Source organism: Rhizobium sp. SG_E_25_P2, assembly GCF_029892285.1.
Taxonomy (GTDB): Bacteria; Pseudomonadota; Alphaproteobacteria; order Rhizobiales; family Rhizobiaceae; genus Rhizobium_E.
In genome coordinates this window covers 17069-38176 of the sequence record NZ_JARXVM010000011.1, presented here as the reverse complement: position 1 = coordinate 38176, position 21108 = coordinate 17069, and the positions used below count along the sequence as shown (strand labels likewise).

19 protein-coding genes are annotated in these 21108 nt (G+C 61.6%); 16 read left to right on the top strand and 3 right to left on the bottom strand.

Going from position 1 to position 21108, the window contains the following annotated elements:
- Positions 1–241 precede the first annotated feature (241 nt).
- On the top strand, positions 242–538 hold the full coding sequence (locus tag M2360_RS15855; protein ID WP_280776236.1) for a DUF2934 domain-containing protein: 297 nt from the start codon (positions 242–244) through the stop codon (positions 536–538).
- A gap of 114 nt (positions 539–652) precedes the next feature.
- Here the strand turns inward: M2360_RS15855 and treY are convergent, their stop codons facing one another.
- Positions 653–3307 carry a malto-oligosyltrehalose synthase gene (gene treY / locus M2360_RS15850; protein WP_280776235.1) on the bottom strand — a complete coding sequence of 885 codons (2655 nt, stop codon included), beginning with the start codon at positions 3305–3307 and terminating at the stop codon, positions 653–655.
- A 183-nt stretch (positions 3308–3490) separates the two neighbouring features.
- On the opposite strand from treY, the gene M2360_RS15845 reads away from it, so the two are divergent.
- The 9 genes from M2360_RS15845 (at position 3491) to M2360_RS15805 (ending at position 9459) form a co-directional block, all read left to right on the top strand.
- Positions 3491–4624, top strand: coding sequence for an AGE family epimerase/isomerase (locus M2360_RS15845; protein WP_280776234.1), 1134 nt, complete (start codon positions 3491–3493; stop codon positions 4622–4624).
- Between the two features lie 78 nt (positions 4625–4702).
- Positions 4703–5065: a metalloregulator ArsR/SmtB family transcription factor gene (locus tag M2360_RS15840; RefSeq protein ID WP_280776233.1), complete on the top strand. Its 363-nt coding sequence runs from the start codon at positions 4703–4705 to the stop codon at positions 5063–5065.
- Positions 5062–5571, top strand: a complete 510-nt coding sequence (locus M2360_RS15835) for an arsenate reductase ArsC (protein ID WP_280776232.1) — start codon at positions 5062–5064, stop codon at positions 5569–5571. The genes M2360_RS15840 and M2360_RS15835 overlap by 4 nt, the downstream gene beginning before the upstream one ends.
- A 3-nt stretch (positions 5572–5574) precedes the next feature.
- Positions 5575–6267 (top strand): MIP/aquaporin family protein, encoded by a 693-nt coding sequence (locus M2360_RS15830; RefSeq protein ID WP_280776231.1) that lies wholly within the window; start codon positions 5575–5577, stop codon positions 6265–6267.
- On the top strand, positions 6264–6692 hold the full coding sequence (gene arsC, locus M2360_RS15825; RefSeq protein ID WP_280776230.1) for an arsenate reductase (glutaredoxin): 429 nt from the start codon (positions 6264–6266) through the stop codon (positions 6690–6692). The genes M2360_RS15830 and arsC overlap by 4 nt, the downstream gene beginning before the upstream one ends.
- The gene (arsH, locus tag M2360_RS15820; protein WP_280776229.1) at positions 6667–7419 is read left to right on the top strand and encodes an arsenical resistance protein ArsH; all 753 of its coding nucleotides are present in this window, start codon (positions 6667–6669) and stop codon (positions 7417–7419) included. Before arsC ends, arsH begins: the two co-directional genes overlap by 26 nt.
- Complete coding sequence (gene arsK, locus M2360_RS15815; RefSeq protein WP_280776228.1) at positions 7416–8627, top strand: arsenite efflux MFS transporter ArsK; 1212 nt, start codon at positions 7416–7418, stop codon at positions 8625–8627. Before arsH ends, arsK begins: the two co-directional genes overlap by 4 nt.
- Positions 8628–8692: 65 nt before the next feature.
- Entirely contained in the window at positions 8693–9106 is a 414-nt protein-coding gene (locus M2360_RS15810; RefSeq protein WP_280776227.1) for a HEPN domain-containing protein, read from the top strand.
- Positions 9085–9459 carry a hypothetical protein gene (locus M2360_RS15805; protein WP_280776226.1) on the top strand — a complete coding sequence of 125 codons (375 nt, stop codon included), beginning with the start codon at positions 9085–9087 and terminating at the stop codon, positions 9457–9459. Before M2360_RS15810 ends, M2360_RS15805 begins: the two co-directional genes overlap by 22 nt.
- 5 nt (positions 9460–9464) lie before the next feature.
- Here the strand turns inward: M2360_RS15805 and M2360_RS15800 are convergent, their stop codons facing one another.
- Complete coding sequence (locus M2360_RS15800; protein ID WP_280776225.1) at positions 9465–10082, bottom strand: XRE family transcriptional regulator; 618 nt, start codon at positions 10080–10082, stop codon at positions 9465–9467.
- Positions 10083–10237: 155 nt separating this feature from the next.
- Here M2360_RS15800 and M2360_RS15795 point away from each other — a divergent pair, with 155 nt between their 5' ends.
- The 4 genes from M2360_RS15795 to M2360_RS15780 all read left to right on the top strand — a co-directional run bounded on the left by M2360_RS15795 (position 10238) and on the right by M2360_RS15780 (position 17649).
- Entirely contained in the window at positions 10238–12685 is a 2448-nt protein-coding gene (locus tag M2360_RS15795) for an FAD-dependent oxidoreductase (protein WP_280776224.1), read from the top strand.
- Entirely contained in the window at positions 12682–13749 is a 1068-nt protein-coding gene (locus M2360_RS15790; RefSeq protein ID WP_280776223.1) for an alcohol dehydrogenase family protein, read from the top strand. Before M2360_RS15795 ends, M2360_RS15790 begins: the two co-directional genes overlap by 4 nt.
- On the top strand, positions 13746–16199 hold the full coding sequence (locus tag M2360_RS15785; RefSeq protein ID WP_280776222.1) for an FAD-dependent oxidoreductase: 2454 nt from the start codon (positions 13746–13748) through the stop codon (positions 16197–16199). Before M2360_RS15790 ends, M2360_RS15785 begins: the two co-directional genes overlap by 4 nt.
- Positions 16200–16287: 88 nt before the next feature.
- Positions 16288–17649 (top strand): hypothetical protein, encoded by a 1362-nt coding sequence (locus M2360_RS15780; RefSeq protein WP_280776221.1) that lies wholly within the window; start codon positions 16288–16290, stop codon positions 17647–17649.
- A gap of 24 nt (positions 17650–17673) precedes the next feature.
- Here the strand turns inward: M2360_RS15780 and M2360_RS15775 are convergent, their stop codons facing one another.
- Positions 17674–18108: an Lrp/AsnC family transcriptional regulator gene (locus M2360_RS15775; protein WP_280776220.1), complete on the bottom strand. Its 435-nt coding sequence runs from the start codon at positions 18106–18108 to the stop codon at positions 17674–17676.
- 89 nt (positions 18109–18197) lie between these two features.
- On the opposite strand from M2360_RS15775, the gene M2360_RS15770 reads away from it, so the two are divergent.
- Together M2360_RS15770 and M2360_RS15765 are read left to right on the top strand one after the other, a co-directional pair.
- Positions 18198–19139, top strand: a complete 942-nt coding sequence (locus M2360_RS15770) for a pyridoxal-phosphate dependent enzyme (RefSeq protein WP_280776219.1) — start codon at positions 18198–18200, stop codon at positions 19137–19139.
- 306 nt (positions 19140–19445) lie between these two features.
- Positions 19446–20900 carry a methyl-accepting chemotaxis protein gene (locus tag M2360_RS15765; RefSeq protein WP_280776218.1) on the top strand — a complete coding sequence of 485 codons (1455 nt, stop codon included), beginning with the start codon at positions 19446–19448 and terminating at the stop codon, positions 20898–20900.
- Positions 20901–21108 lie beyond the last annotated feature (208 nt).

Below are 21108 nucleotides of genomic sequence, written 5' to 3'. Positions count from 1 at the left end.
CATGGCGTAAATGCGGCGGTCAACGCTGTCAATGCCGCAAAGTTCCTGTCCAAGGTCATCGTTTTCGCAGCGCCGGTGTTTCCATGCCGCAGCTGCTGGCTTATGCTCGATTCCACCTGGAGCGCATCGGTCGCGCGTGGAACAACTTCAGGCTTGATTCGTTAGCCGGCCGCGGCGGGTCGGGCCCGACGCCGCAGGGCGACATTTCCATTTCATAGCCCGACGATGGGGAGTTCACAGCATGGAAGACACGAAAGAGGACCGCATCCGTAAGCGCGCTCACCAGATCTGGGAAGACGCCGGTCAGCCCGAAGGGCAGCATGAGGCGCATTGGGCGCAGGCGATCGCGGATATCGAAGCGGAGGACGCCGTCCCGGCCAAACCCGCCAAGCCGCGCGCGGTGAAAAAGACTGACGGCGCGGAAAAGCCCGCCGCCAAAAAGGCGGCGGCTGCAAAGACGGCGTCGACAAAGACATCCGAGGCTCAGCCCGCCAAAAAGCCCGCGACGCGCAAGCCCAAGGACGCGCCGGTCGCCTGAGGCTTCGCCTCGTTCACTCCGCAGACGCCGCGGCAACGGATGCCGCGGCCGGTTGCGTTTTGCGCAAGACGACGACGTTTCGTCGTTTCTCGCGCAGGTTCAGAAACAACGATCTCAAGGCTCCGCCAGAAACACCGCATAAGGCGCCGTCGCAAAGACCTCGCCCAAAGCAAGGCGGTCGCCGTCGCTGGCGATTGATGCGTCCGGCGTCATGGCGTGAAACGTCTTGCCGGCGAGATCCGCAGGAAGGACGAGATTGGCGCCGGCGAAGAACGTGCGGGGATCGGCTTCCTCCATGAAGGTCAGCGGCAGGCGCGGCGCGACCACCAGCAAGGCCGTCGCCTGATGCGCGCGGGCGTAAGCCAGCGCATGCGCGCTTGCCGGCCCCTCGATCGTCAGCGGCACATAGTGGCCTTCGGAAAACAAGGCCGGAAGCCGTTTGCGGAGCGACAGCATGTCGGCGATCAGCCGGAATTTCTGCGCCGCCATGTCGTTCGCCGTTAGCGGCCAGCCTGAGGCCCGGCTGGCTTCGAGCCGTTCGAGCGCGGCGTAATCGACCGTACGGCGGTTGTCGGGATCGACCAGCGAGACATCCAGTCCCTCCGACCCCTGATAGATATCGGGAATGCCCGGCGCGGTCAGCTTGATCAAGGTCTGGGTCAGGCTGTTGACCCAGCCGGCGCGGGCGAAAGGCTGAAGCGTCGTCTCGAAATCGGCGCGGAAGGCTGCGGCGTCTGACGAAAGCAATCCCCCGGCATAGGCAAGGACGGCTTTTTCATAAGCATTGCCGGCGTCGGACCATTTGCCGCGCAGCTTTGCCTCGCGCACGGATTTTTCCACATAGGCGAGAAAACGGTCGCGAAAGGCGTTGAGGCTCGTTTCGCTCACGCCATCCTCGCCGAGCCGCCATGCGCCAGCGAGACCCTGATAGATCATCCATTCGACTTCCGGCTCGGGCGCCGGACCATCCGGAAGCTCTGCGACCCGTGCGGCGTTCATCCGTCGCCAGCGCGTCACGGCCTCCGCCCAGACGCCGGGCGCTTCAGCAATGGCAAACAGCCGGGCGCGGGCGTCTTCGCCGCGTTTGGTGTCATGTGTCGAACTCGCCGACAGCCCGTTCGGCTGGCGAAGCGCGCGCTCCTTCATCCGCGCGTGAAAATGCTCGACGGAGCCGCCCTGGATGAAGGGATCGCAGCCGACTTCGTTTAGCGCCAGAAGACGATGATATCTGTAGAAGAACGTGTCCTCCAGCGCCTTGGCGAGCAGCGGGCCGGTGAGATGCTGCATGCGGGTGCGGAAGCGGATGGCGTCGTCAAGATTTTCCGACCGCATATCGCCGCGCAGAATGGCCTGCAGGCAACTCAGTGTGAGCGCGTCGTCGCGATCGGCCTTGCGATAGAGTTGTTCAAAAATTCGAAGCAGGACGTCTGCGTCCTGAGCGCGGAGCCCCGATGGGGAGCCATAGGTGCGATAGACCGGAAAGGCTGCGAGCAGCCCGCGCACCCCCCGGCTGATGCCGTCGGGATCTGGCGTCGAACAGTCTTCCTCGCAGGCGGCGAGATCGAGCGCCATTCGTTCGAGCGCCTTGACCTCGCCTTCGAAATTGACGTCGATCATCAGTTGCCGCGCTTTTTCGAATTCTGTCTGAGGATCGTAATCCTGTTTGGTCAGGGCGGCATAGGCGCGGTCGAGCGGCGCGAGATCATCGGGGGCCAGCGCCAATGCCGTCGTGGCGATGACCTCGTAGCCGGTCGTGCCCTGCACCGGCCAGTGGCTCGGCAACTGCTCCTCGTGTTCGAGGATTTTTTCGACCACAAGATAAGTGTTCGGACCGATCCGCTGCCGTAGCTTGACGAGATAGGCTTCGGGATCGGCCAGACCGTCGATATGGTCGACGCGCAAGCCGTCGATCACGCCCTTGTCGACGAGGTCGAGGATCAGAGAATGACTGTCCTCAAACACCTGATCGTCTTCCACGCGCAGGCCGACGAGGCCTGTGATCTCAAAAAAGCGACGATAGCTGAGTCCGCTTGCAGCCTTCTGCCACTGTATGGGCGTCCATGGCTGCTGCTCAATGATGTCCACCAGTCGTTCCGGCGAGATGGAGGCGTGCAGCGCGGCGTTCAGATCGGTGGCCTTGGCCAGCAGCTGCCGCATTGCCTCGTGGAACTCCGCCTCGCTGTCGGGTCGGGCGGCGGAGGCCAGCGCGAGGATCTCGGCGAGACCGGGCGCGGCGATGCCCTTCAGCGCGTTCGCATAGCTGCGCGGATGAAGCGGGTAGGCGCTGCCATAGAAGGAGAAAGCGAGGGCACCGCTTTCCGGATCGAAGGCGAGACGCGCCTCGTCTGTGGTCGCGGCTTCCTCGATCGGGGTCGACAGGAAGGGCAAAGTAAGCTTCTGGCTCCAGTCGATGTCGAAATGACCGGCATAGAGGCTGTCCTCCCCCCATTCCACCACGCTCCGCCACCAGCCATTGTCGAGCGAGGCGGCGAGATGATTGGGCACGATGTCGAGGATGAGACCGATATTGGCGGCGCTCAGCGCGTTGGCCAGCCGGTCGAAGCCGTCGCTGCCGCCGAGGTGCGGATCGATTTCATTTGGATTGGCGATGTCATAGCCATGAGTGGAGCCGGCTGCGGCCGTGAAGATCGGCGAACAATAGAGATGGCTGACGCCGAGCCGGTTGAGATGGGGAACGAGATCGATGGCGCGATCGAAGGTCATGCCGTTACGAAATTGCAGGCGGTAGGTGGCGGTGGGGAGCGTCATGAGGCGAGATTCCGTGCGGGAGGGTCCGCTGTTCGAAACTCCCGGGACGAAGGCCGGTTCCCGTCTGGCTCCGACAACGGTTCGAATATTTTGCGTCGCAGCATTCACCATGTCCGCATCCGTTCATTGTGACGACAAGAAAGTCCAGTTAAATTGCCGCTGCCGAACAACGAAGGATTGCCCATGTCTCTCGCTCGTCTTCGCCAGTATTTCGTCGACCAAATTCTGCCGGATTGGCTCGGCGCCGCGTTTGACGAACAGGCTGGCCAGTTCGTCGAAGGCCTCGATCTTGACGGCGCGCAGGACAGAAGCGGCGTCGTGCGCATTCGCACCGCCGCAAGGCAGATCTATGTCTACGCCCATGCGGCGTCGCTCGGCGTCGGCCCCGAGGGAGGGCTCGAAAAGGCGGAGCGCGCCTATGACCATCTCCGGCGGATGGCCTGGGTGGCGGATGGTAAACCAGGCTTTGCCCGTTCGATAAACCTCACGGATGGTACGATCGCCGATCCCGTCCGCGATCTCTACGATCACGCCTGCGTGCTCCTGGCGCAGACCTGGCTCGCGGAGGCCACCGGCAAGCCTGTCTATGACGAGGCGATCGCCGAGACGCTGGCGGCCATGGATGTCACGTTCAAAGCCCCGGCCGGCGGCTGGGCGGAAGATCATCTGGGGACGATGCCGCGCCGGCAGAACCCGCATATGCATTATTTCGAAGCGATGATCGCGCTGTGGGACACCGGCTGCGACCCGCGCCATGCGGCCCGCGCCGGCGAACTCTTCGGCCTGTTCAAGACGCGGTTTTTCGACGAGCGCCTCGGCGGCCTGCGAGAGTTTTTCGGCCCATTCTGGGATCTTTCGTCCGAACTTGGCTCGGATCGACTGGAGCCGGGGCATATGGCCGAATGGGTCTGGCTGATCCGACGTTACGACGAACTTTCCGGTGACGACCATTCGGACCTCGCCGCGCGCCTTCTCAATACGGCGCTTGGGTTGGGGCAAGACCCGAAAAGCGGTTTCCTGATCGACGAGGTCGGCCTGGACGGACAGCCGCTCAAGACGAGCCGCCGCCTCTGGGCTCAGGCGGAACGGGTCAAGGCGCATCTGATGCTCGGTCTCGCCAATCCCGACAATGAGCACAGCGCGCTCGCAGATGCCGCCGCCGCCGATCTCCTTGACGCTTATATGACTGGCGGGCCGCGCGGCTTCTGGCGCGACTGCTACGATCTCGACGGTCAAATGATAGCCAAATCTGCGCCGGGCAGCTCGCTCTATCATGTCTGGTCGGCCGTGGCGGAATTGATCACCCGCAAAATCTGACGTTCAAGCCCGCCGGCGCTTGCCATCGGCGGGTTCTTTCATTATTCAATATTTCAAGAATCATAGGAATATTGAATCATGGAAGACAAGGACGCGCTTTCAGCCTTTGCCGCGCTTGCGCAGGAAACACGGCTCGGCATCGTGCGCATGCTGGTCGTGGCCGGCAAGGACGGGCTGGCGGCGGGCGACATCGCCGAGCGCGCCGGCGTCTCCGCCTCCAACGTGTCCTTCCATCTCAAGGAACTCGATCGCGCCGGGTTGATCGTCTCGGAGCGCGCTTCGCGCTCGATCATCTATACGGCCAATTATACGGCACTCGGCGCGCTCGTGCAGTTTCTGATGCGCGACTGCTGCGCCGGCCATCCCGAAATCTGCGCGCCGGCGCTGGACGCCTCGGCCTGCTGCATTCCATCCGCAACGACAATGGGGGTATCGTCATGACGGACAAGATCTACAATGTTCTCTTTCTCTGCACAGGCAATTCCGCCCGTTCGATCATCGCCGAGGCGCTGCTCAACCGCGCCGGGAAGGGGCGGTTTCGCGCATATTCGGCGGGCTCTCAGCCAAAGGGCGAGGTGCATCCCTATACGCTCGATCTGCTGCGCAGCCTGAACTATGATATCAGCGACGCCCGCTCGAAGAGCTGGGTGGAATTCTCCGCTGACGGCGCGCCGCAAATGGATTTTGTGTTCACCGTCTGCGACAGCGCCGCCGCCGAATCCTGCCCGATCTGGCCGGGCCATCCCATCACCGCGCATTGGGGCGTTCCCGATCCGGCCGCGGCGGAAGGCAGCGAAAGCGAAAAACGCCTGGCATTCGCGGACGCGCATCGCATGCTCGGCAACCGCGTCAACGCCTTTGTCAGCCTGCCGCTCGCCAGCCTCGATCGGCTCACGACAGAGGGCCGCGTCCGCGAGATCGGCCGCTCGCTGTCCGAGGCGGGGTGACCCATGACCGATCTTTCTCGGCGCCTCGTCGCCGAAACGCTCGGGACGGCGTTGCTCGTCGCCACCGTGGTCGGCTCAGGCATCATGGCTGACCGCCTGAGTGATGACGTCGCTGTGTCGCTGCTCGGCAATACGATCCCGACAGGGGCGATCCTCTTCGTTCTGATCACGCTGCTGGGGCCGATTTCGGGGGCGCATTTCAATCCGGCCGTCACGCTGATCTTCCTGCTTCGGCGCGAGATCGGCGCCCGCGACGCCGGCTTTTACGTCGGCGCGCAGATCCTCGGCGGCGTCGCCGGGACCATGGTCGCGCATCTGATGTTCGATCTTCCGCTCCTGGCCGCCTCCGCGACAGTTCGGACCGGCGGCGCGCAGTGGTTCGCTGAAGTGGTGGCGACGGCGGGGTTGGTGGTCACCATTCTCGGCGGCTTGCGTCACAGGCCCGAACAGATTCCGACGCTGGTCGGGCTCTATATCACGGCGGCCTACTGGTTCACCGCGTCCACCTCCTTCGCCAATCCGGCGGTGGCGATCGCCCGCTCGCTGACCGACACATTTTCCGGCATCCGTCCAATCGACCTGCCGGGCTTCATCCTTGCCGAATTGATCGGCGCACTTTTGGCGCTGGCGCTCTGCCGCTGGCTGTTCGCCGAGCGCCCCGATCATCCCGAAAAACCCATGGGAGAAACAGTGTGAGCTTCACTGCCACCATCTATCACAACCCTGCCTGCGGCACCTCGCGCAACACGCTGGCGCTGATCGAGCATGCGGGCATCGCCCCCACCGTGATCGAATATCTGAAGACGCCGCCATCCCGCGACGAACTCGTGACGATGATCAGCGATGCGGGCCTGACCGTGCGCGAAGCGATCCGTGAGAAGGGCACGCCCTATGCGGAGCTCGGTCTCGACAATCCCGCGCTCACCGACGATCAGTTGCTCGATGCGATGCTGGCGCATCCCATTCTGATCAACCGGCCCTTCGTCGTCACGCCCCTGGGTACGCGCCTCTGCCGTCCGTCCGAGAAGGCCTTGGACATCCTGCCCGACACCTTCACCGGCCCCTTCGCCAAGGAAGACGGCGAATTGATCCTGGATGAGCAGGGGAAGCGCCTTGTCTGATCTGCAGTCCCAGCCAGAAGCGCTTGATCTGCCTGCCGCAGCGTTTGAGCATCTCCGTCTGCCCGATCTCGATGCGTTGCGCAGGCCGTTTTCGACGCATAAGCCGCGCATCCTGATCCTCTACGGGTCGCTGCGGCAGGTCTCCTATAGCCGCCTGCTTGCCGAAGAGGCGGGGCGGCTGCTGACCCATTTCGGAGCCGAAGTGCGCTTCTTCAATCCCGAAGGGCTGCCCTTGCCCGACGGCGCGCCGGTGACGCATCCCAAGGTGCAGGAATTGCGGGAATTGTCGCAATGGTCGGAAGGCCAGGTCTGGGTGAGCCCGGAACGGCATGGCGCGATGACCGGCATCATGAAAGCGCAGATCGACTGGGTTCCGCTGTCGGTGGGCGCAGTCAGGCCGACGCAGGGCAAGACGCTTGCGGTCATGCAGGTGTCGGGCGGCTCGCAGAGCTTCAACGCCGTCAACCAGATGCGCATTCTCGGGCGCTGGATGCGGATGATCACCATTCCCAACCAGTCCTCCGTCGCCAAGGCCTGGACCGAGTTCGACCAGAACGGACGCATGAAGCCGTCGTCCTATTACGAACGCGTGGTCGACGTATGCGAAGAATTGATGAAATTTACGCTCCTCACCCGTGATATATCCCCCTATCTGACCGATCGTTACAGCGAGCGGAAAGAAGCGGCGGAAAAGCTGGAGGAGCGGGTGACGCTGAAATCTCTATGAGCGTAGCGGCCGCCGGCCTGAATGTTCAGGCCGAGGGCCTGCCGAAAGTGATCATCGCCATTCTCGGCCTGACGCAGATCGTCGGCTACGGCACGCTCTATTACAGCTTTTCCATTCTCGCGCCCGATATGGGCCGCGAATTCGGCTGGTCGGACGATGTCGTCTTCGGCCTGTTCTCCGCCGCGCTGATGGCCGGCGGCTTCGCCTCGGCCTGGATTGGCAAGCTGCTCGACCGTTTCGGCGCGAGCCGGATGATGGCCTGGGGCTCCTTGGTCTCGGCAATGTTGCTGGCGTTGACTGCGCTCGCTCCCAATCCTGTTGTGTTCGGGGTCGGCGTCGTGGCCTCGGAAGTGGCCGCAGGCCTCGTGCTCTATCAGGCGGCGTTTGCGGCGCTGGTCGAGATCGCGCCGCGCGTCGCCGGCCGCAGCATCACCTATCTGACGCTGATGGCGGGTTTCGCGTCCTCGCTGTTCTGGCCTTTCACCACCTGGTTGCACGGAAACCTCGACTGGCGCGAGGTCTATCTGTTGTTCGCCGCGCTGAATCTCGGCCTCTGCGCGCCGGCGCATCTGTTCGTGGTCCTGCGCAGGCGCGCCGAAGCCGCGCGCGGCGAGGCTCGCGCGGGTCCGGCCAAAGTGATCGGCGTGCTCAAGGATCAGCAACGGGTGATGGGCTATCGTCTGGCTGCTGCCGCCTTCACGCTGCAAGGCTTCACGCTGTCGGCCATGCTGGTGCATATGGTGCCGCTGTTGACGGCGCTCGGGCTGGGGGCGGCGGCTGTGTCGATCGGCGTGCTGTTCGGCCCCTCGCAGGTCTTGAGCCGACTGATCAACATGGTGTTCGGCGCCCGGCTCAGCCCGCTGACATTGTCGCTTTTATCTGGCTTGTTCATGGCGAGCGCGGTTGTGGTGCTGCTGGTCTCGGGCGGCGGCTTGATCGGCGCCGGCCTGTTCGCCATCTGCCTCGGCATCGGCTCCGGCATCAACTCCATCGCCGCCGGCGCGCTGCCGCTCTGGCTGTTCGGCTCCGACGGTTACGGCGAAATCACCGGCCGCATGTCCGGCTGGCGGCTCGGCGCCTCGGCGGCTGCGCCCTATGTCTTTTCGCTGTTGATGCATTGGTCCGGCCCGACGCTGGCGCTCGGAGTCATGGCGGGAATCGGCTTTCTGGCGGCGGGGTGTTTTCTGCAGTTGAAGCGGTTGCTTTGAAGATTATTTCTATCCTGCGTGGATGTTTTGCGCCAGTATCACGGCAGTGATAGGTGGCGACCCCGATGCTGAAGGCGGATTTCGAAACATTGGCGCTGGTGCGAGTGGAGGATGCTCGGCTGCTTTTGGAGCGGAGGCGTTTTTCCAGCGCCTATTATCTCGCCGGATATGCGGTGGAGTTCGCCCTGAAAGCCTGCATCGCAAAGCAATTTCGTCAGCACGACATTCCGGACAAGCGCTTTGTTCTGGCGACGTACACACACAATCTGCCTGACCTCGTCAAACAGGCTGGCCTGCAGCAGGAGCTTGTTCGCAGGAAAGAAGATAGCTCCATTTTTGCCGCGAATTGGGCTATAATGGCGGAATGGGACGAGCAGTCTCGGTATCAGGTTTGGACTGCGGAGAGTGCCGAGTATCTTCTCTCCGCAGTCGATGACCCTCAGGATGGTGTGCTGGCATGGATCAGAACCTTTTGGTGACGAGCGGACAGGCGCTCGTGCGCAGGCTGGACGACACTCCAGCCTCGCCGCGCTTCGCCATGTGGGTGAATTTTTCCGAAGGCAGTCGCTGGCGGCTCTGGCTGGTTCCGTCGAAAGCGGTGAAAGACAAGCTGGAATTCTACAAGATGGTCGCCAACACCATCCACGCCCACGAAGGCGAAATGCCCGGGATCGATGTCGGCAATGTCGAATTTGTGCCGGATGATCGTCCCTTGGTGAAAGACATCGCCAAGCTCATCCGTGAGCCGGGCTTGGCCCGGACCGACATGAGCGGCAGCGCCGTCAACGGAACCTATGTTCCCGAAGGCGTCCTGCTTCGCTCCAATCTCTAAACCCATCAATAATGCGGCGGCGTGATCACCCACACCGCCTTGACCGGCTCTCTCCCGGAATTGGCGCAGCGATGCGTCTCGGTGCTGTCGAAGGCGAAGCTGTCGCCGGCTTTGAGTTGGAAGAAGCGGTCGCCGACCCAGAGGTCGAGCACGCCTGAGATCACCACGCCGGCTTCGGCGCCGTTATGGCTGTAGTCGCCGCTGTCGGCGCCGGGTTCGATGGTGGAATAGAGAAGCTCCAGGGGGCCGCCGAGATTGGGCGAGAGCAGTTCTTCCTGGATGCCGAGGCCGGTGAAGGTCAGGCGGCGGCGGTTTTCCGCGCGGACGACGATGTCGCGCTCTTCGGCCGGCGCATCATCGGCGGGCTGGAAGAACCAGTTCATATGCACATCCAGCGCGTCGCAGATCTTGCGCAACACGCCGATCGGCAATTGCGACTGGTTGCGCTCGATCTGGCTGAGATAGCCCACCGAAATCCCGGCCGCATCGGCAATCTGCTGCAGCGTCCGGCCCCTGGCCTTGCGCAATTCGCGGATCTGGCCGCCGATCACGCTTTCGTCGATTTCGGCGCCGCCGGCGGGTTGAAGCGCGTTTTCCTGGGAGAGCAGCGGACGTGGGGGCATGGAACCTCTTTCGATGCTTCAAACCTAACTCTCATGAAAATTTCATGCAAGATTTTCATGCTTGCATTCTGAAGAATTCGCGCTAGCTTTCTGTTCACATGAAAAAATGAATAGGAAATTTCACGAGGCTTTGCCTCGGAAATGGGGAGCGGATCATGTCGGAACTGCCAGCGACAGCGCGTGTGGTCATCATCGGCGGCGGCGCGGTGGGCGCGTCCTGCCTCTATCATCTCGCCAAAGCGGGCTGGACCGATTGCCTTTTGCTCGAAAAGAACGAGCTGACCGCCGGCTCCACCTGGCATGCGGCGGGCAATGTGCCGACCTTCTCCTCGTCCTGGTCGCTGATGAACATGCAGCGCTATTCGGCGGAGCTTTACCGCAAACTCGGCGCCGAAGTCGATTATCCCATGAATTACCATGTGACCGGTTCGGTGCGGCTGGGCCATAGCAAAGAACGGCTGTTGGAATTCAAGCGCGTGGTCGGCATGGGCCGCTATCAGGGCATGGATCTCGACATTCTCTCGCCTGCGGAGATCAAGGCCCGCTATCCCTTCGCCGAGACGCATGAGCTCGAAGGCGCGCTGTATGACCCGTATGACGGCGATATCGATCCGGCGCAGCTGACCCAGGCGCTGGCCAAGGGCGCGCGCGACATGGGCGCCAAGATCATCCGCTTCTGCCCGGTGGATTCTGCGCGTCGCGAGAATGGCGAATGGGTGCTGGCGACAGCCAAGGGCGAGGTGCGCTGCGACTATGTCGTCAACGCCGCCGGCTATTATGCGCGCGAAGTCGGCAAACTGTTTGGCCGCGATGTGCCGATGATGGTGATGAGCCATCAATATATGCTGTTCGACACGATCCCCGAACTGGAAGCCTGGTCGAAAGAGGCCGGCCACAAGTTACCGCTGCTGCGCGACGTCGATTCCTCCTATTATCTCAGGCAGGAGAAATACGGCTTCAATCTCGGCCCCTATGAGGGCAATTGCCGGGCGCATTGGGTGACCGATGATGACCCGATGCCCAAGGATTTCTCCTTCCAACTGTTCCCCGACGATCTCGACCGGCTGGAATGGCATATCAACGACGCCGTCGCCCGCGTGCCGATCCTGGGCACCGCCGGGCTCTCCAAGGTGATCAATGGGCCGATCCCTTATGCGCCTGACGGCAATCCGCTGATCGGGCCGATGCCCGGCGTGCCCAATGCGTTTGAGGCCTGCGTCTTCACCTTCGGCATCTGCCAGGCGGGGGGCGCGGGCAAGGTGCTGGCGGAATGGGTCACACAAGGCGAGACGGAGTGGGACATGTGGTCCTGCGATCCGCGCCGCTATACGAGCTATACCGACCCGGCCTATTGCGTCGACAAGGGCATGGAGGTCTATGGCCACGAATACGCCATCCACTTCCCGAAACATTACTGGCCGGCGGGCCGCGACCGGCGGCAGTCAGTCATCCATGACCGGATCGCCGCCCTCGGCGCCGTGTTCAAGCCCTATAATGGCTGGGAGCGAGCGATGTGGTACGCCAAGCCGGGCGACGACACGTCCGAGGAGGCGACCCAGACCTGGGCGCGCAAGGGACCGTGGAGCCCGCGCATCGAGGAGGAGTGCCTGGCGGTGCGCGATGCGGCCGGCATTCTCGACCTTCCCGGTTTCTCACGCTACCGGCTGCAGGGGCCGGGGGCAACGGAATGGTTGGCTGGCCTCACCACCGGCAAGATCCCCAAGCCCGGCCGCATCGGCCTTGCCTATTTCGCCGACGACAAGGGCCGCATCGTCACGGAAATGTCGGTGATGGCCATTGCAGAAGACTTCTTCTTCCTGATCACGGCGGCGACTGCGCAGTGGCATGATTGGGAATGGCTCTTGACGCACAAGCCCGAGGATGCAGCCTTTACGCTCACCGACGTTTCCGACCAATTTTCCTGCCAGATTTTGAGCGGGCCGAATTCGCGGGCCATTCTGGCCGAAGTATCGGATGCGGATCTCACGAAATCCTGGCTCAGCCATCAATCCTGCCAGATCGCCGGGCGCTGGCTGCAGCTGGTGCGCGTCTCCTTTGCCGGCGAACTCGGCTGGGAGATCCACACCAAGATCGAGGATACGGCAGACGTCTTCGACGCCGTCTGGGCGGCGGGGCAAAAGCATGGGCTGAAGCCCTTCGGCATGGAAGCGCTCGACAGTCTGCGGTTGGAAAAAGGCTACCGCGCCTGGAAGGGCGATCTGTCGACGGATTACACCGTGCTGCAGGGCGGGCTGGAACGCTTCGTCGATTGGGCCAAGCCCGATTTCAAGGGCAAGGCGGCCTTGGCGCGCGAGAAGCAGCAGGGGGTGACCAAGCGCTTCGTGCTCATGACCATCGAGGCCGGCGATTATGACGCGCCCTATATGTCGACGCTCTGGCATGACGATCAGGTGGTGGGCGAGACGACCTCGGGCAATTGGGGTTACCGTATCGGCAAATCCATCGCCATTGGCATGGTGAGATCGGATCTCGCCGTCCCCGGTCAGGAGTTGGACGTCGAAGTGTTCGGCGAACGCCTGAAGGCCACAGTCCATGGCGACACGCCGCTGTATGATCCCATGAATGAAAGGCTGCGCGCATGAGCCAGCCGGCTAGAATGACGGGCGTGGAACTGCTTGGGCATGGCGGGCCTGACAGGCTCCGATATGGCGATGATATCGTGGTTCCGTCGCCTGGCCCCGGCGAAGTCTTGGTGCGAATTGCGGCCGCAGGCGTCAACAACACCGATATCGCCACACGCCTCGGATGGTATGCTCCGCAGTCGCGCGGCGCGACGGCCGAAGGCGAGGCTTTCGAGGATGGCGGCTGGTCGGGCGCGATATCGTTTCCGCGCATTCAGGGGGCAGAATTCTGTGGCCGGGTCGTTGCCTTGGGCGACGGTGTGATTGGCTGGAACCCTGGCCAGCGCGTCATCTGCCCAACCAACATGCCGGAGCCCAGCGAGGAAGCGCCCACCGCCTATCGGGCGCTCGGTTCGGACATCGACGGCGCTTTCGCCGAATATTGTGTCGTGCCGGCGCGCCATCTCCATGATGTCTCGGCGTCACCGCTTTCCGACATTGAAATCGCCGCCATGCCCTGCGCATTCGGGACGGCGGAGAATCTGTTGGCGCGGGCGGGCGTAAGCGAGGGCGACCGGGTTCTGGTGACGGGCGCGTCGGGTGGCGTCGGGCTTGCCGCCGTGCAGCTTGCTAAGATTCGCGGCGCGCGCGTCACGGGCCAATGCAGCTTGGACAAGGCTGACGCCGTGCAGGCGGCGGGCGCTTGCGATATCCTCGATCGAGGCGCGGAGCCAGAGGCGAGGACATTCGACCGGGTCATCGACATCGTCGGTGGGCCGCAATGGCCGGCGCGGATCCGCGCCCTCAGGCCGGGTGGAGACTATGCGGTGGCCGGCGCCATTGCCGGACCCATCGTCGAGGCGGATCTCAGAATCCTCTATCTCAACGACATCACGCTGCATGGCTGCACCTATCAGCCGAGAGATGTGTTTGCGAACCTCGTCGCCATGATCAATTCCGGACGTGTTCGGCCGCTTGTATCAATGACTTATCCGCTCCGTGACATTGCCGAGGCGCAGGCTGAATTTCAGACAAAACGCCATTCCGGCAAAATTGTCCTCTTCATGCCAGGGGTAAATCCATGAAAAAGCCCATTCCGTCCAAGGCCCGCGCCGTCATCATCGGCGGTGGCGTGTCAGGTTGCTCGGTCGCCTATCACCTCGCCAAGCTCGGCTGGACCGATGTCGTGCTGCTCGAACGCAAGCAGCTCACTTGCGGCACCACCTGGCATGCGGCCGGCCTGATCGGCCAGTTGCGCGCCAGCCAGAACATGACCCGGCTCGCCAAATATTCCGCCGATCTCTACACACGTCTTGAAGCCGAGACCGGCATCGGCACCGGCATGAAACAGAACGGCTCGATGACCGTGGCGCTGACCGAGGCGCGCAAGCAGGAGATCTATCGCCAGGCCTCGCTGGCGCGCGCCTTCAATGTCGATGTGCGCGAGATTTCGCCTGAGGAAGTCAAGGAGATGTATCCGCATCTCAATACCGCCGACGTCAAGGCCGCCGTGCATCTGCCGCTCGATGGCCAATGCGATCCCGCCAATATCGCCATGGCGCTCGCCAAGGGCGCGCGGCAGAATGGCGCCCACGTGATCGAGGGCGTCATCGTCACCGGCGTCACCACCAAAAACGGCCGCGTGACCGGCGTCACCTGCGAGCAGGACGGCGAGGTCTATACGATCGAGACCGAGAATGTCGTCAATGCGGCGGGCATGTGGGGCCGTGATTTCGCCCAAAAGTCCGGCGTATCAGTGCCGCTGCATGCCTGCGAGCATTTCTACATCGTCACCGAACCGATTGCGGGGCTCAAGCAATTGCCGGTGCTGCGCGTGCCGGACGAATGCACCTATTACAAAGAGGACGCCGGCAAGATGCTGGTGGGCGCCTTTGAGCTCAAGGCCAAACCCTGGCCGCCCAAGGGCGAGGCGATCCGCGCCGATTTCTGCTTCGACCAGCTGCCGGAGGATTTCGACCATTTCCAGCCGATCCTGGAAATGGCCGTCAATCGCATGCCGATGCTGGAGACGGCGGGCATCCACACCTTCTTCAATGGCCCTGAAAGCTTTACCCCCGACGATCGCTATTATCTCGGCGAGGCGCCCGAAATAAAAGGCTATTGGGTGGCGGCGGGCTATAATTCCATCGGCATCGTCTCCTCCGGCGGCGCCGGCATGGCGCTGGCGCAATGGATTGTCGATGGCGAGCCGCCGTTCGATCTCTGGGAGGTCGATATCCGCCGCGCCCAGCCGTTCCAGCGCAACCGCGCTTACTTGCGCGAACGCGTGTCGGAAACGCTCGGCCTGCTCTATGCCGATCACTATCCCTATCGCCAGATGGACACCGCCCGCGGCGTGCGCCGCTCGCCGCTGCATGAACATCTCAAAGCGCGGGGCGCGGTGTTTGGTGAAGTGGCCGGCAATGAGCGGGCCAACTGGTTTGCGGAACCGGGGCAGGAGCGCGAATACCGCTACAGCTGGGGCCGGCAGAACTGGTTCGACAATCAGCGCCGCGAACATCTGGCGGTGCGCAACGGTGTCGGCCTGTTCGACATGTCGAGTTTCGGCAAGATCCGCGTCGAGGGCCGCGACGCGATGGCCTTCCTCAACCGCCTTTGCGCCAACCAGATCGATGTGCCCACGGGCCGCATCGTCTATACGCAGATGCTGAATGCGCGAGGCGGCATCGAGAGCGATCTCACCGTCACGCGTCTCTCGGAGACCACCTTCCTGCTGGTCGTGCCCGGGGCGACGCTGCAGCGCGATCTCGCCTGGCTGCGCAAGCATCTCCGCGAGGACTTCGTCGTCATCACCGATGTCACGGCGGGCGAGGCGGTGCTCTGCGTCATGGGGCCGAAATCGCGCGATCTGCTCGCAGCCGTCAGCCCCGACGATTTCTCCAATGCGGGCCATCCGTTTGGCACGGCGCGCGAAATCGAGATCGGCATGGGGCTCGCCCGCGCGCATCGCGTCACCTATGTCGGCGAACTCGGCTGGGAGCTTTATGTCTCGGCGGATCAGGCCGCGCATGTGTTCGAGACGATCGAGGCCGAAGGCGCGGCACACGGCCTCAAACTCTGCGGCCTGCATACGCTCGATTCCTGCCGCATCGAGAAAGCCTATCGCCACTTCGGCCATGACATCACCGATGAGGACCATGTGCTGGAAGCCGGCCTCGGCTTTGCGGTGAAGACCACCAAGCCCGATTTCATCGGCCGCGACGCGGTGCTGGTAAAACAGGACAAGGGCCTGTCGCGCCGCCTCATGCAATTCCTGCTCGAAGATCCCGAGCCGCTGCTCTTTCACAACGAAGCGCTCGTCCGCGACGGCCAAATCGTCTCCACCATCACATCAGGCAATTATGGCCACCACCTCGGCGGCGCCGTGGGGCTGGGCTATGTGCCGTGTGAGGGCGAGAGCGAGGCGGAGGTGCTGGCGTCACGTTATGAGGTCGAGATTGCCGGGGTGAGGGTGAAGGCGAAGGCGTCGCTTGTGGCGATGTATGATGCGAAGGCGGAGAGGGTGCGGGGTTAGATTTGTATGAGTTTACTCCGTTATAGCAATACAAACCAAGACTCTAAGCACCCTTGTCTTAAACGATTTCGTATGATTGAATCATGAAATGCAAAACCGGGACAAAATTGAAGAATTCTTCGGACTTATCGAGGGCTTTGAGAATACTCTAATGCCCACCGTTACTTATGTATCCCTGATTCGGAACGATGTTCCTTTTGTTGTTAAAGCGCGTTTAAGATTTGAAACAAACCCTGCAAACTATCGCGCCAGAAAATTCGTATCGCGACATGCCGTTGCTGAGACATTTAGGTTATCCGACATATCGCAAACTCCAAGGAATTTTATTGATGAGTTACTAAACGGGAGGATCACCTCTCCATCAGGAAGTGTCGCGTTTTACTCGCCTCCTGAACAACATTTTTCCGTGCACCTTCAGCCGTTGCATCCTGATGGTCTAGATCAACAGAGCCGTATTATTGTTCTTCAGATACGCGGCGAGCAAAATGTTCCTCTAGACAATCCTGCTTTGGACTGGGAACTCAGAGCGGCTGATCCGCCATATGAGAGTCTAAACGAACTGTGTCTCGATTTTAGGGTCGGTGCGCTCACTGACAGCAAATGTCTCTTTGAAGCTGTCGTAAGTGACGTCGTGAAAATGGACTTAGATTGCGAGGTCAATGAGACGAAAATCGAACTTGCAATTCATCTTTCAAAGGTTTTAGATCGCCAAAAAACCGCGATAGGCTTTATCGTCTACGATAAGGGGCAAGTAATCCGACGCGAGGTAGCCCAAGGCGGCCAACTAGATTGGGCATATACTGACACTGCAATTCGGGGTCGCATAGTTGTCGAGGTCCCGCCTGCTTCAGTTCTGCATTGCTTTGCGAGCTACGAGGGCAAAGTATTTCATGACCGTTGGTTTCATGATCCGTCAGTTGCCCAAAATCCCAGGAGAGCGGCATACGAACGATTTGATCCTGAACTTCAATTGCTACGTTCCCTTTGCACGCCGAGAGAACCTAAATTTGCTCGTGACCTTGAATCGGCGATAGCTGGGCTACTGTGGATGTTAGGCTTTAGCGTTTTTCATCTCGGCGGCATCAAGCCGCTGCAGAATGGTCCCGACCTGATCGCAACAACCCCTACCGAACATTATTTGGTTATTGAGTGCACTACTGGACAGGTAAAAGGAGAAAGCAAGCTAGAAAAGCTCGTGTCACGGTCAGAGACTATACGTGAACAGCTTGAAAGGTCGAATAATCGGTTTTTAAAAGTCATTCCAGTTATGGTTACGTCTATGACGCGTGCTGAAGTTTCCGCGGGTATCAAATCTGCTCATGAAAGCGGTGTCTATGTTGTGACGCAGGAGGATATAATTTCATATATCGACAGAACCAGGCTTCTTCCTCAACCTGACGCGATTTTTTCTGAGGCAGAAGGACTTTTTAACGCGACCGAAAAAACCTGAAACACACTATGCTTCCAAAAACATTTACTTCACCACCTTCAACGCAATCAAACTCTTATACTTCCGCACCAGCCCCTGCTGCTCGCGCATCATCCGGTCGATGAAGGCGTTATACTCGTCGAGATCCCGCACCGCGAGTTGCAGCACATAGTCCATGTCGCCCGTGACATACCAGCAGGCCTGCACTTCCGGAGCCTTGACGGCCCAGGTCTGGAAGGCGTCGAGCGTGTGGCGGTGTTCGTTCTGGATGTCGAGCTCTACCAGCACGGTCAGGCCGCGGCCCACCGCCTTGGGGTCGATGACGGCGGCGATCTTCTGGATCACGCCTGATTGCTTGAGTCTCGCGATGCGGCGCTCGACGGCGGAGGGGGAGAGGCCGACGCGGTCGGCGATGCGTTTGGCGGGCTGGTCGGCATTCTCCTGCAGCAGGTCGAGAATGGTCTGGTCGATCTCATCCACGGCGAAAATCTCCTGTTGGACGCGGAATTTCGGCGTTCTGTTCCGAAATTGCGCGGTCATTCCGCACAGATCTTTTCTATCCTGCCTTCATGACAAAACACAAATCCCTTTCCGCAGACCGCATCGCCGAGGCCATGGGCCGCATCGATCCCGTCTTTCTTCATTCGCCTGTTCTCTCCTCGGAGGCGCTGGGTTTTGAACTCATCGCCAAGGACGAGACCGACAATCCGATCCGCAGCTTCAAGGGCCGCGGCACGGGCTATTTCCTGGCCGCCCATCCCGGCGCGGCGCCGCTGGTGACGGCGTCGGCCGGCAATTTCGGCCAGGGCCTTGCCTATAATGCGGCGCGTTCGGGCCGGGCGCTCACGGTGTTTGCCAGCGTCAACGCCAATCCGCTGAAGATCGAGGCCATGCGTCGCTTCGGCGCCGAGGTCCGGCTCGAAGGCGAGGATTTCGATGCCGCCAAACAGGCGGGCCGCGCTTTCGCCCACGCTTCGGGCCATGTCTTCGTCGAGGACGGCGCTAGCGCTGAGATCGCCGAGGGCGCCGGCACGATCGCGCTGGAATTGACGCAGGCCGCAGGGCGCCTCGACCGCGTCTATCTGCCGCTCGGCAATGGCGCGCTCGCCGCCGGCATGGGCGCCTGGATCAAGGCGCGGTCGCCCGAGACGCGGGTGATCGCGGTCGCCGCCAAAGACGCGCCCTGCATGGCGCTGTCGCATCAGGCCGGCCATCCCGTCTCGACGCGCTCAGCCAACACCATCGCCGACGGCATCGCCGTGCGCGAGCCGGTGCCGGAGGCGGTCGAATGGTTGAAAGACACGATTGATGAGGTCGTGCTGGTCGACGACGACGAGATTCTCGCGGCCATGCGTTTCGCCCGGGATGAATGGACCCGCATCATTGAGCCCGCCGGCGCGGCGGGTCTGGCGGCGATCCTGAAGGACAGAGCGTCGCTTCAGGTTCAGCGGGTGGCGACGCCGCTGTGCGGCGGAAATGTCACGGCGGCGCAGGCGAAAGAGTGGTTTTGAGTGGGGCAGGTCGACATGCCAATACGGCGATCTCGCTTTCGGCCATCACGAATTCCACCGGATCTCCGCAGATCGGATGTTATCGTGATCTTTTGAAATCGGGTCACGCAGTCCGAAGCGGACCCTGAAGATCAACCACTGCCGGCGACGCCGTCCAGATGGTATTCCGCAATGGTCGTGTCAGTGGTCGCCGTCGGAACTGTTTGGGTGCGGTGTAAATTTGTATATGCGCAAATACCTTGGTAAATAATTTATGCTTCCCTTTCAAAATCGACGCGCGAGGCGATTTGGGGAGAGCGAGAGATTATGGTTGCGGTTGAAACGAAGGTCAGTCCATGGAGTGGTGACGATTTAGCGACCGGCAAGCTGGTTTATGGCGCCGTATCGCCGCAGTTGCGCAAGGTTCTCCAATCGGCCTACGCCTCGATCGGCGTTAAAAATCTACCTGAGGAGATCTATCAGCAGGAGGAGCGCAAGTTCCAGCGCATCGCTCACGGCGAATTCTCACCGACCTATTTCCGCGAGCAAGGCGAAATTGCCCGCAACATCGCGAGCCAAGTCGATTTCGTCGATTATCTCAGCGGCTACGCTTTCTATGGCGGTGGTCTTGTCTCAGCGCTTGCGGACAGCTTGCGCTTCAAATCGAAGGCCGCGCGCGACAAGTTGATCATCTCGCTGATGCGGTCGATCTTCGTCGATGTGGCCGTGGCCATGAACCATTTCATCGCCGAGGAACAGGCGCGTCTCGAGAGCGAACGTCAAAAGCGTGATGCGGTTGCCCGCGAGGAGGCGAGCCATCTTGAGCACGCCGTGTCCCAGATCGGCGTTGGGCTGAAAAGCCTCGCCCAGGGTGAGCTTCAGTGCCGCATCGAGCAACCGTTGAACGAAAAATACGAGCCTCTGCGGACGGACTTCAACATTGCGGTCGACCAACTCGCCGAGGCGCTCGGTTCCGTTCTGGCGACGGCGGGAAGCGTCAGCGCCGGAACCAGGGAAGTCGCCGACAGTGCGAGCGACCTGTCTGCCCGCACCGAGCAGCAGGCGGCGGCCCTGGAGGAAGCGGCGGCCGCTCTGAACGAGATCACCGCCAATGTCGCCTCGGCGTCCAACACGACCAGCGAGACGAAAAAGGTCGCCATGGCCGCCACGACCGCTGCGGAGGAATCCGGCAAGGTGGTGGCCAGCGCCGAGGCCGCGATGCGCCGCATCGAAGAGGGCAGCCAGCAGATCTCGTCCATCATCGGCGTCATCGACGAGATCGCATTCCAGACCAATCTTCTCGCTCTGAACGCCGGTGTCGAGGCAGCGCGCGCCGGCGAGGCGGGCAAGGGCTTCGCGGTCGTCGCCCAGGAGGTGCGGGAATTGGCGCAGCGCTCTGCGACCGCCGCCAAGGAAATCAAAACGCTGATCCAGAACTCCAACAACGAAGTCACCAACGGCGTCAAGCTGGTGCGCGACACCGCGCATGCGCTCCAGGCCATCGGCGGGCATATCGTTCACATCAACCAGCAGATGGATGTCATTGCCGTCAGCTCCAGGGAGCAGGCCACGGGACTGTCGGAGATCAATTCCGCAGTCACAGCGATGGACCAGAACACCCAGAAAAACGCCGCCATGGTCGAGGAACTTCTGGCCGCCGCCGCCACGCTCGACAGCTATTCCGGCATGTTGCACGACGCCATATCCCGGTTCCGCGGCAACGACGCGGCGCGGGGATCGCATCACGCCTCTGCCGGCAGGCGCTCGCGGCTGGCGGCCTGACACGGCAGATCGATCCAAGGACCTCTCCGCGCCTGCGTGGAATGGGCGCGTGAGCGGGCCGAAAAGCGTTGCATACGGCTCTCCAAAGCGCCCATGCCCAAGGTTTGTAATGCGAACCCACGGGTTCTTATAGCGTGTGTCGAGCTTTCCCATTCGCTCCCTGCGCCGTTATCTTCTTGCGGTTTAACATCTCGCCCGAAACCGGTGG

Coding starts and splice junctions, on each gene's coding strand:
- M2360_RS15855 (WP_280776236.1), top strand. CDS start 242: ATGGAAGACACGAAAGAGGACCGCATCCGTAAGCGCGCTCACCAGATC.
- treY (WP_280776235.1), bottom strand. CDS start 3,307: ATGACGCTCCCCACCGCCACCTACCGCCTGCAATTTCGTAACGGCATG.
- M2360_RS15845 (WP_280776234.1), top strand. CDS start 3,491: ATGTCTCTCGCTCGTCTTCGCCAGTATTTCGTCGACCAAATTCTGCCG.
- M2360_RS15840 (WP_280776233.1), top strand. CDS start 4,703: ATGGAAGACAAGGACGCGCTTTCAGCCTTTGCCGCGCTTGCGCAGGAA.
- M2360_RS15835 (WP_280776232.1), top strand. CDS start 5,062: ATGACGGACAAGATCTACAATGTTCTCTTTCTCTGCACAGGCAATTCC.
- M2360_RS15830 (WP_280776231.1), top strand. CDS start 5,575: ATGACCGATCTTTCTCGGCGCCTCGTCGCCGAAACGCTCGGGACGGCG.
- arsH (WP_280776229.1), top strand. CDS start 6,667: ATGAGCAGGGGAAGCGCCTTGTCTGATCTGCAGTCCCAGCCAGAAGCG.
- arsK (WP_280776228.1), top strand. CDS start 7,416: ATGAGCGTAGCGGCCGCCGGCCTGAATGTTCAGGCCGAGGGCCTGCCG.
- M2360_RS15810 (WP_280776227.1), top strand. CDS start 8,693: ATGCTGAAGGCGGATTTCGAAACATTGGCGCTGGTGCGAGTGGAGGAT.
- M2360_RS15805 (WP_280776226.1), top strand. CDS start 9,085: ATGGATCAGAACCTTTTGGTGACGAGCGGACAGGCGCTCGTGCGCAGG.
- M2360_RS15800 (WP_280776225.1), bottom strand. CDS start 10,082: ATGCCCCCACGTCCGCTGCTCTCCCAGGAAAACGCGCTTCAACCCGCC.
- M2360_RS15795 (WP_280776224.1), top strand. CDS start 10,238: ATGTCGGAACTGCCAGCGACAGCGCGTGTGGTCATCATCGGCGGCGGC.
- M2360_RS15790 (WP_280776223.1), top strand. CDS start 12,682: ATGAGCCAGCCGGCTAGAATGACGGGCGTGGAACTGCTTGGGCATGGC.
- M2360_RS15785 (WP_280776222.1), top strand. CDS start 13,746: ATGAAAAAGCCCATTCCGTCCAAGGCCCGCGCCGTCATCATCGGCGGT.
- M2360_RS15780 (WP_280776221.1), top strand. CDS start 16,288: ATGCAAAACCGGGACAAAATTGAAGAATTCTTCGGACTTATCGAGGGC.
- M2360_RS15770 (WP_280776219.1), top strand. CDS start 18,198: ATGACAAAACACAAATCCCTTTCCGCAGACCGCATCGCCGAGGCCATG.
- M2360_RS15765 (WP_280776218.1), top strand. CDS start 19,446: ATGGTTGCGGTTGAAACGAAGGTCAGTCCATGGAGTGGTGACGATTTA.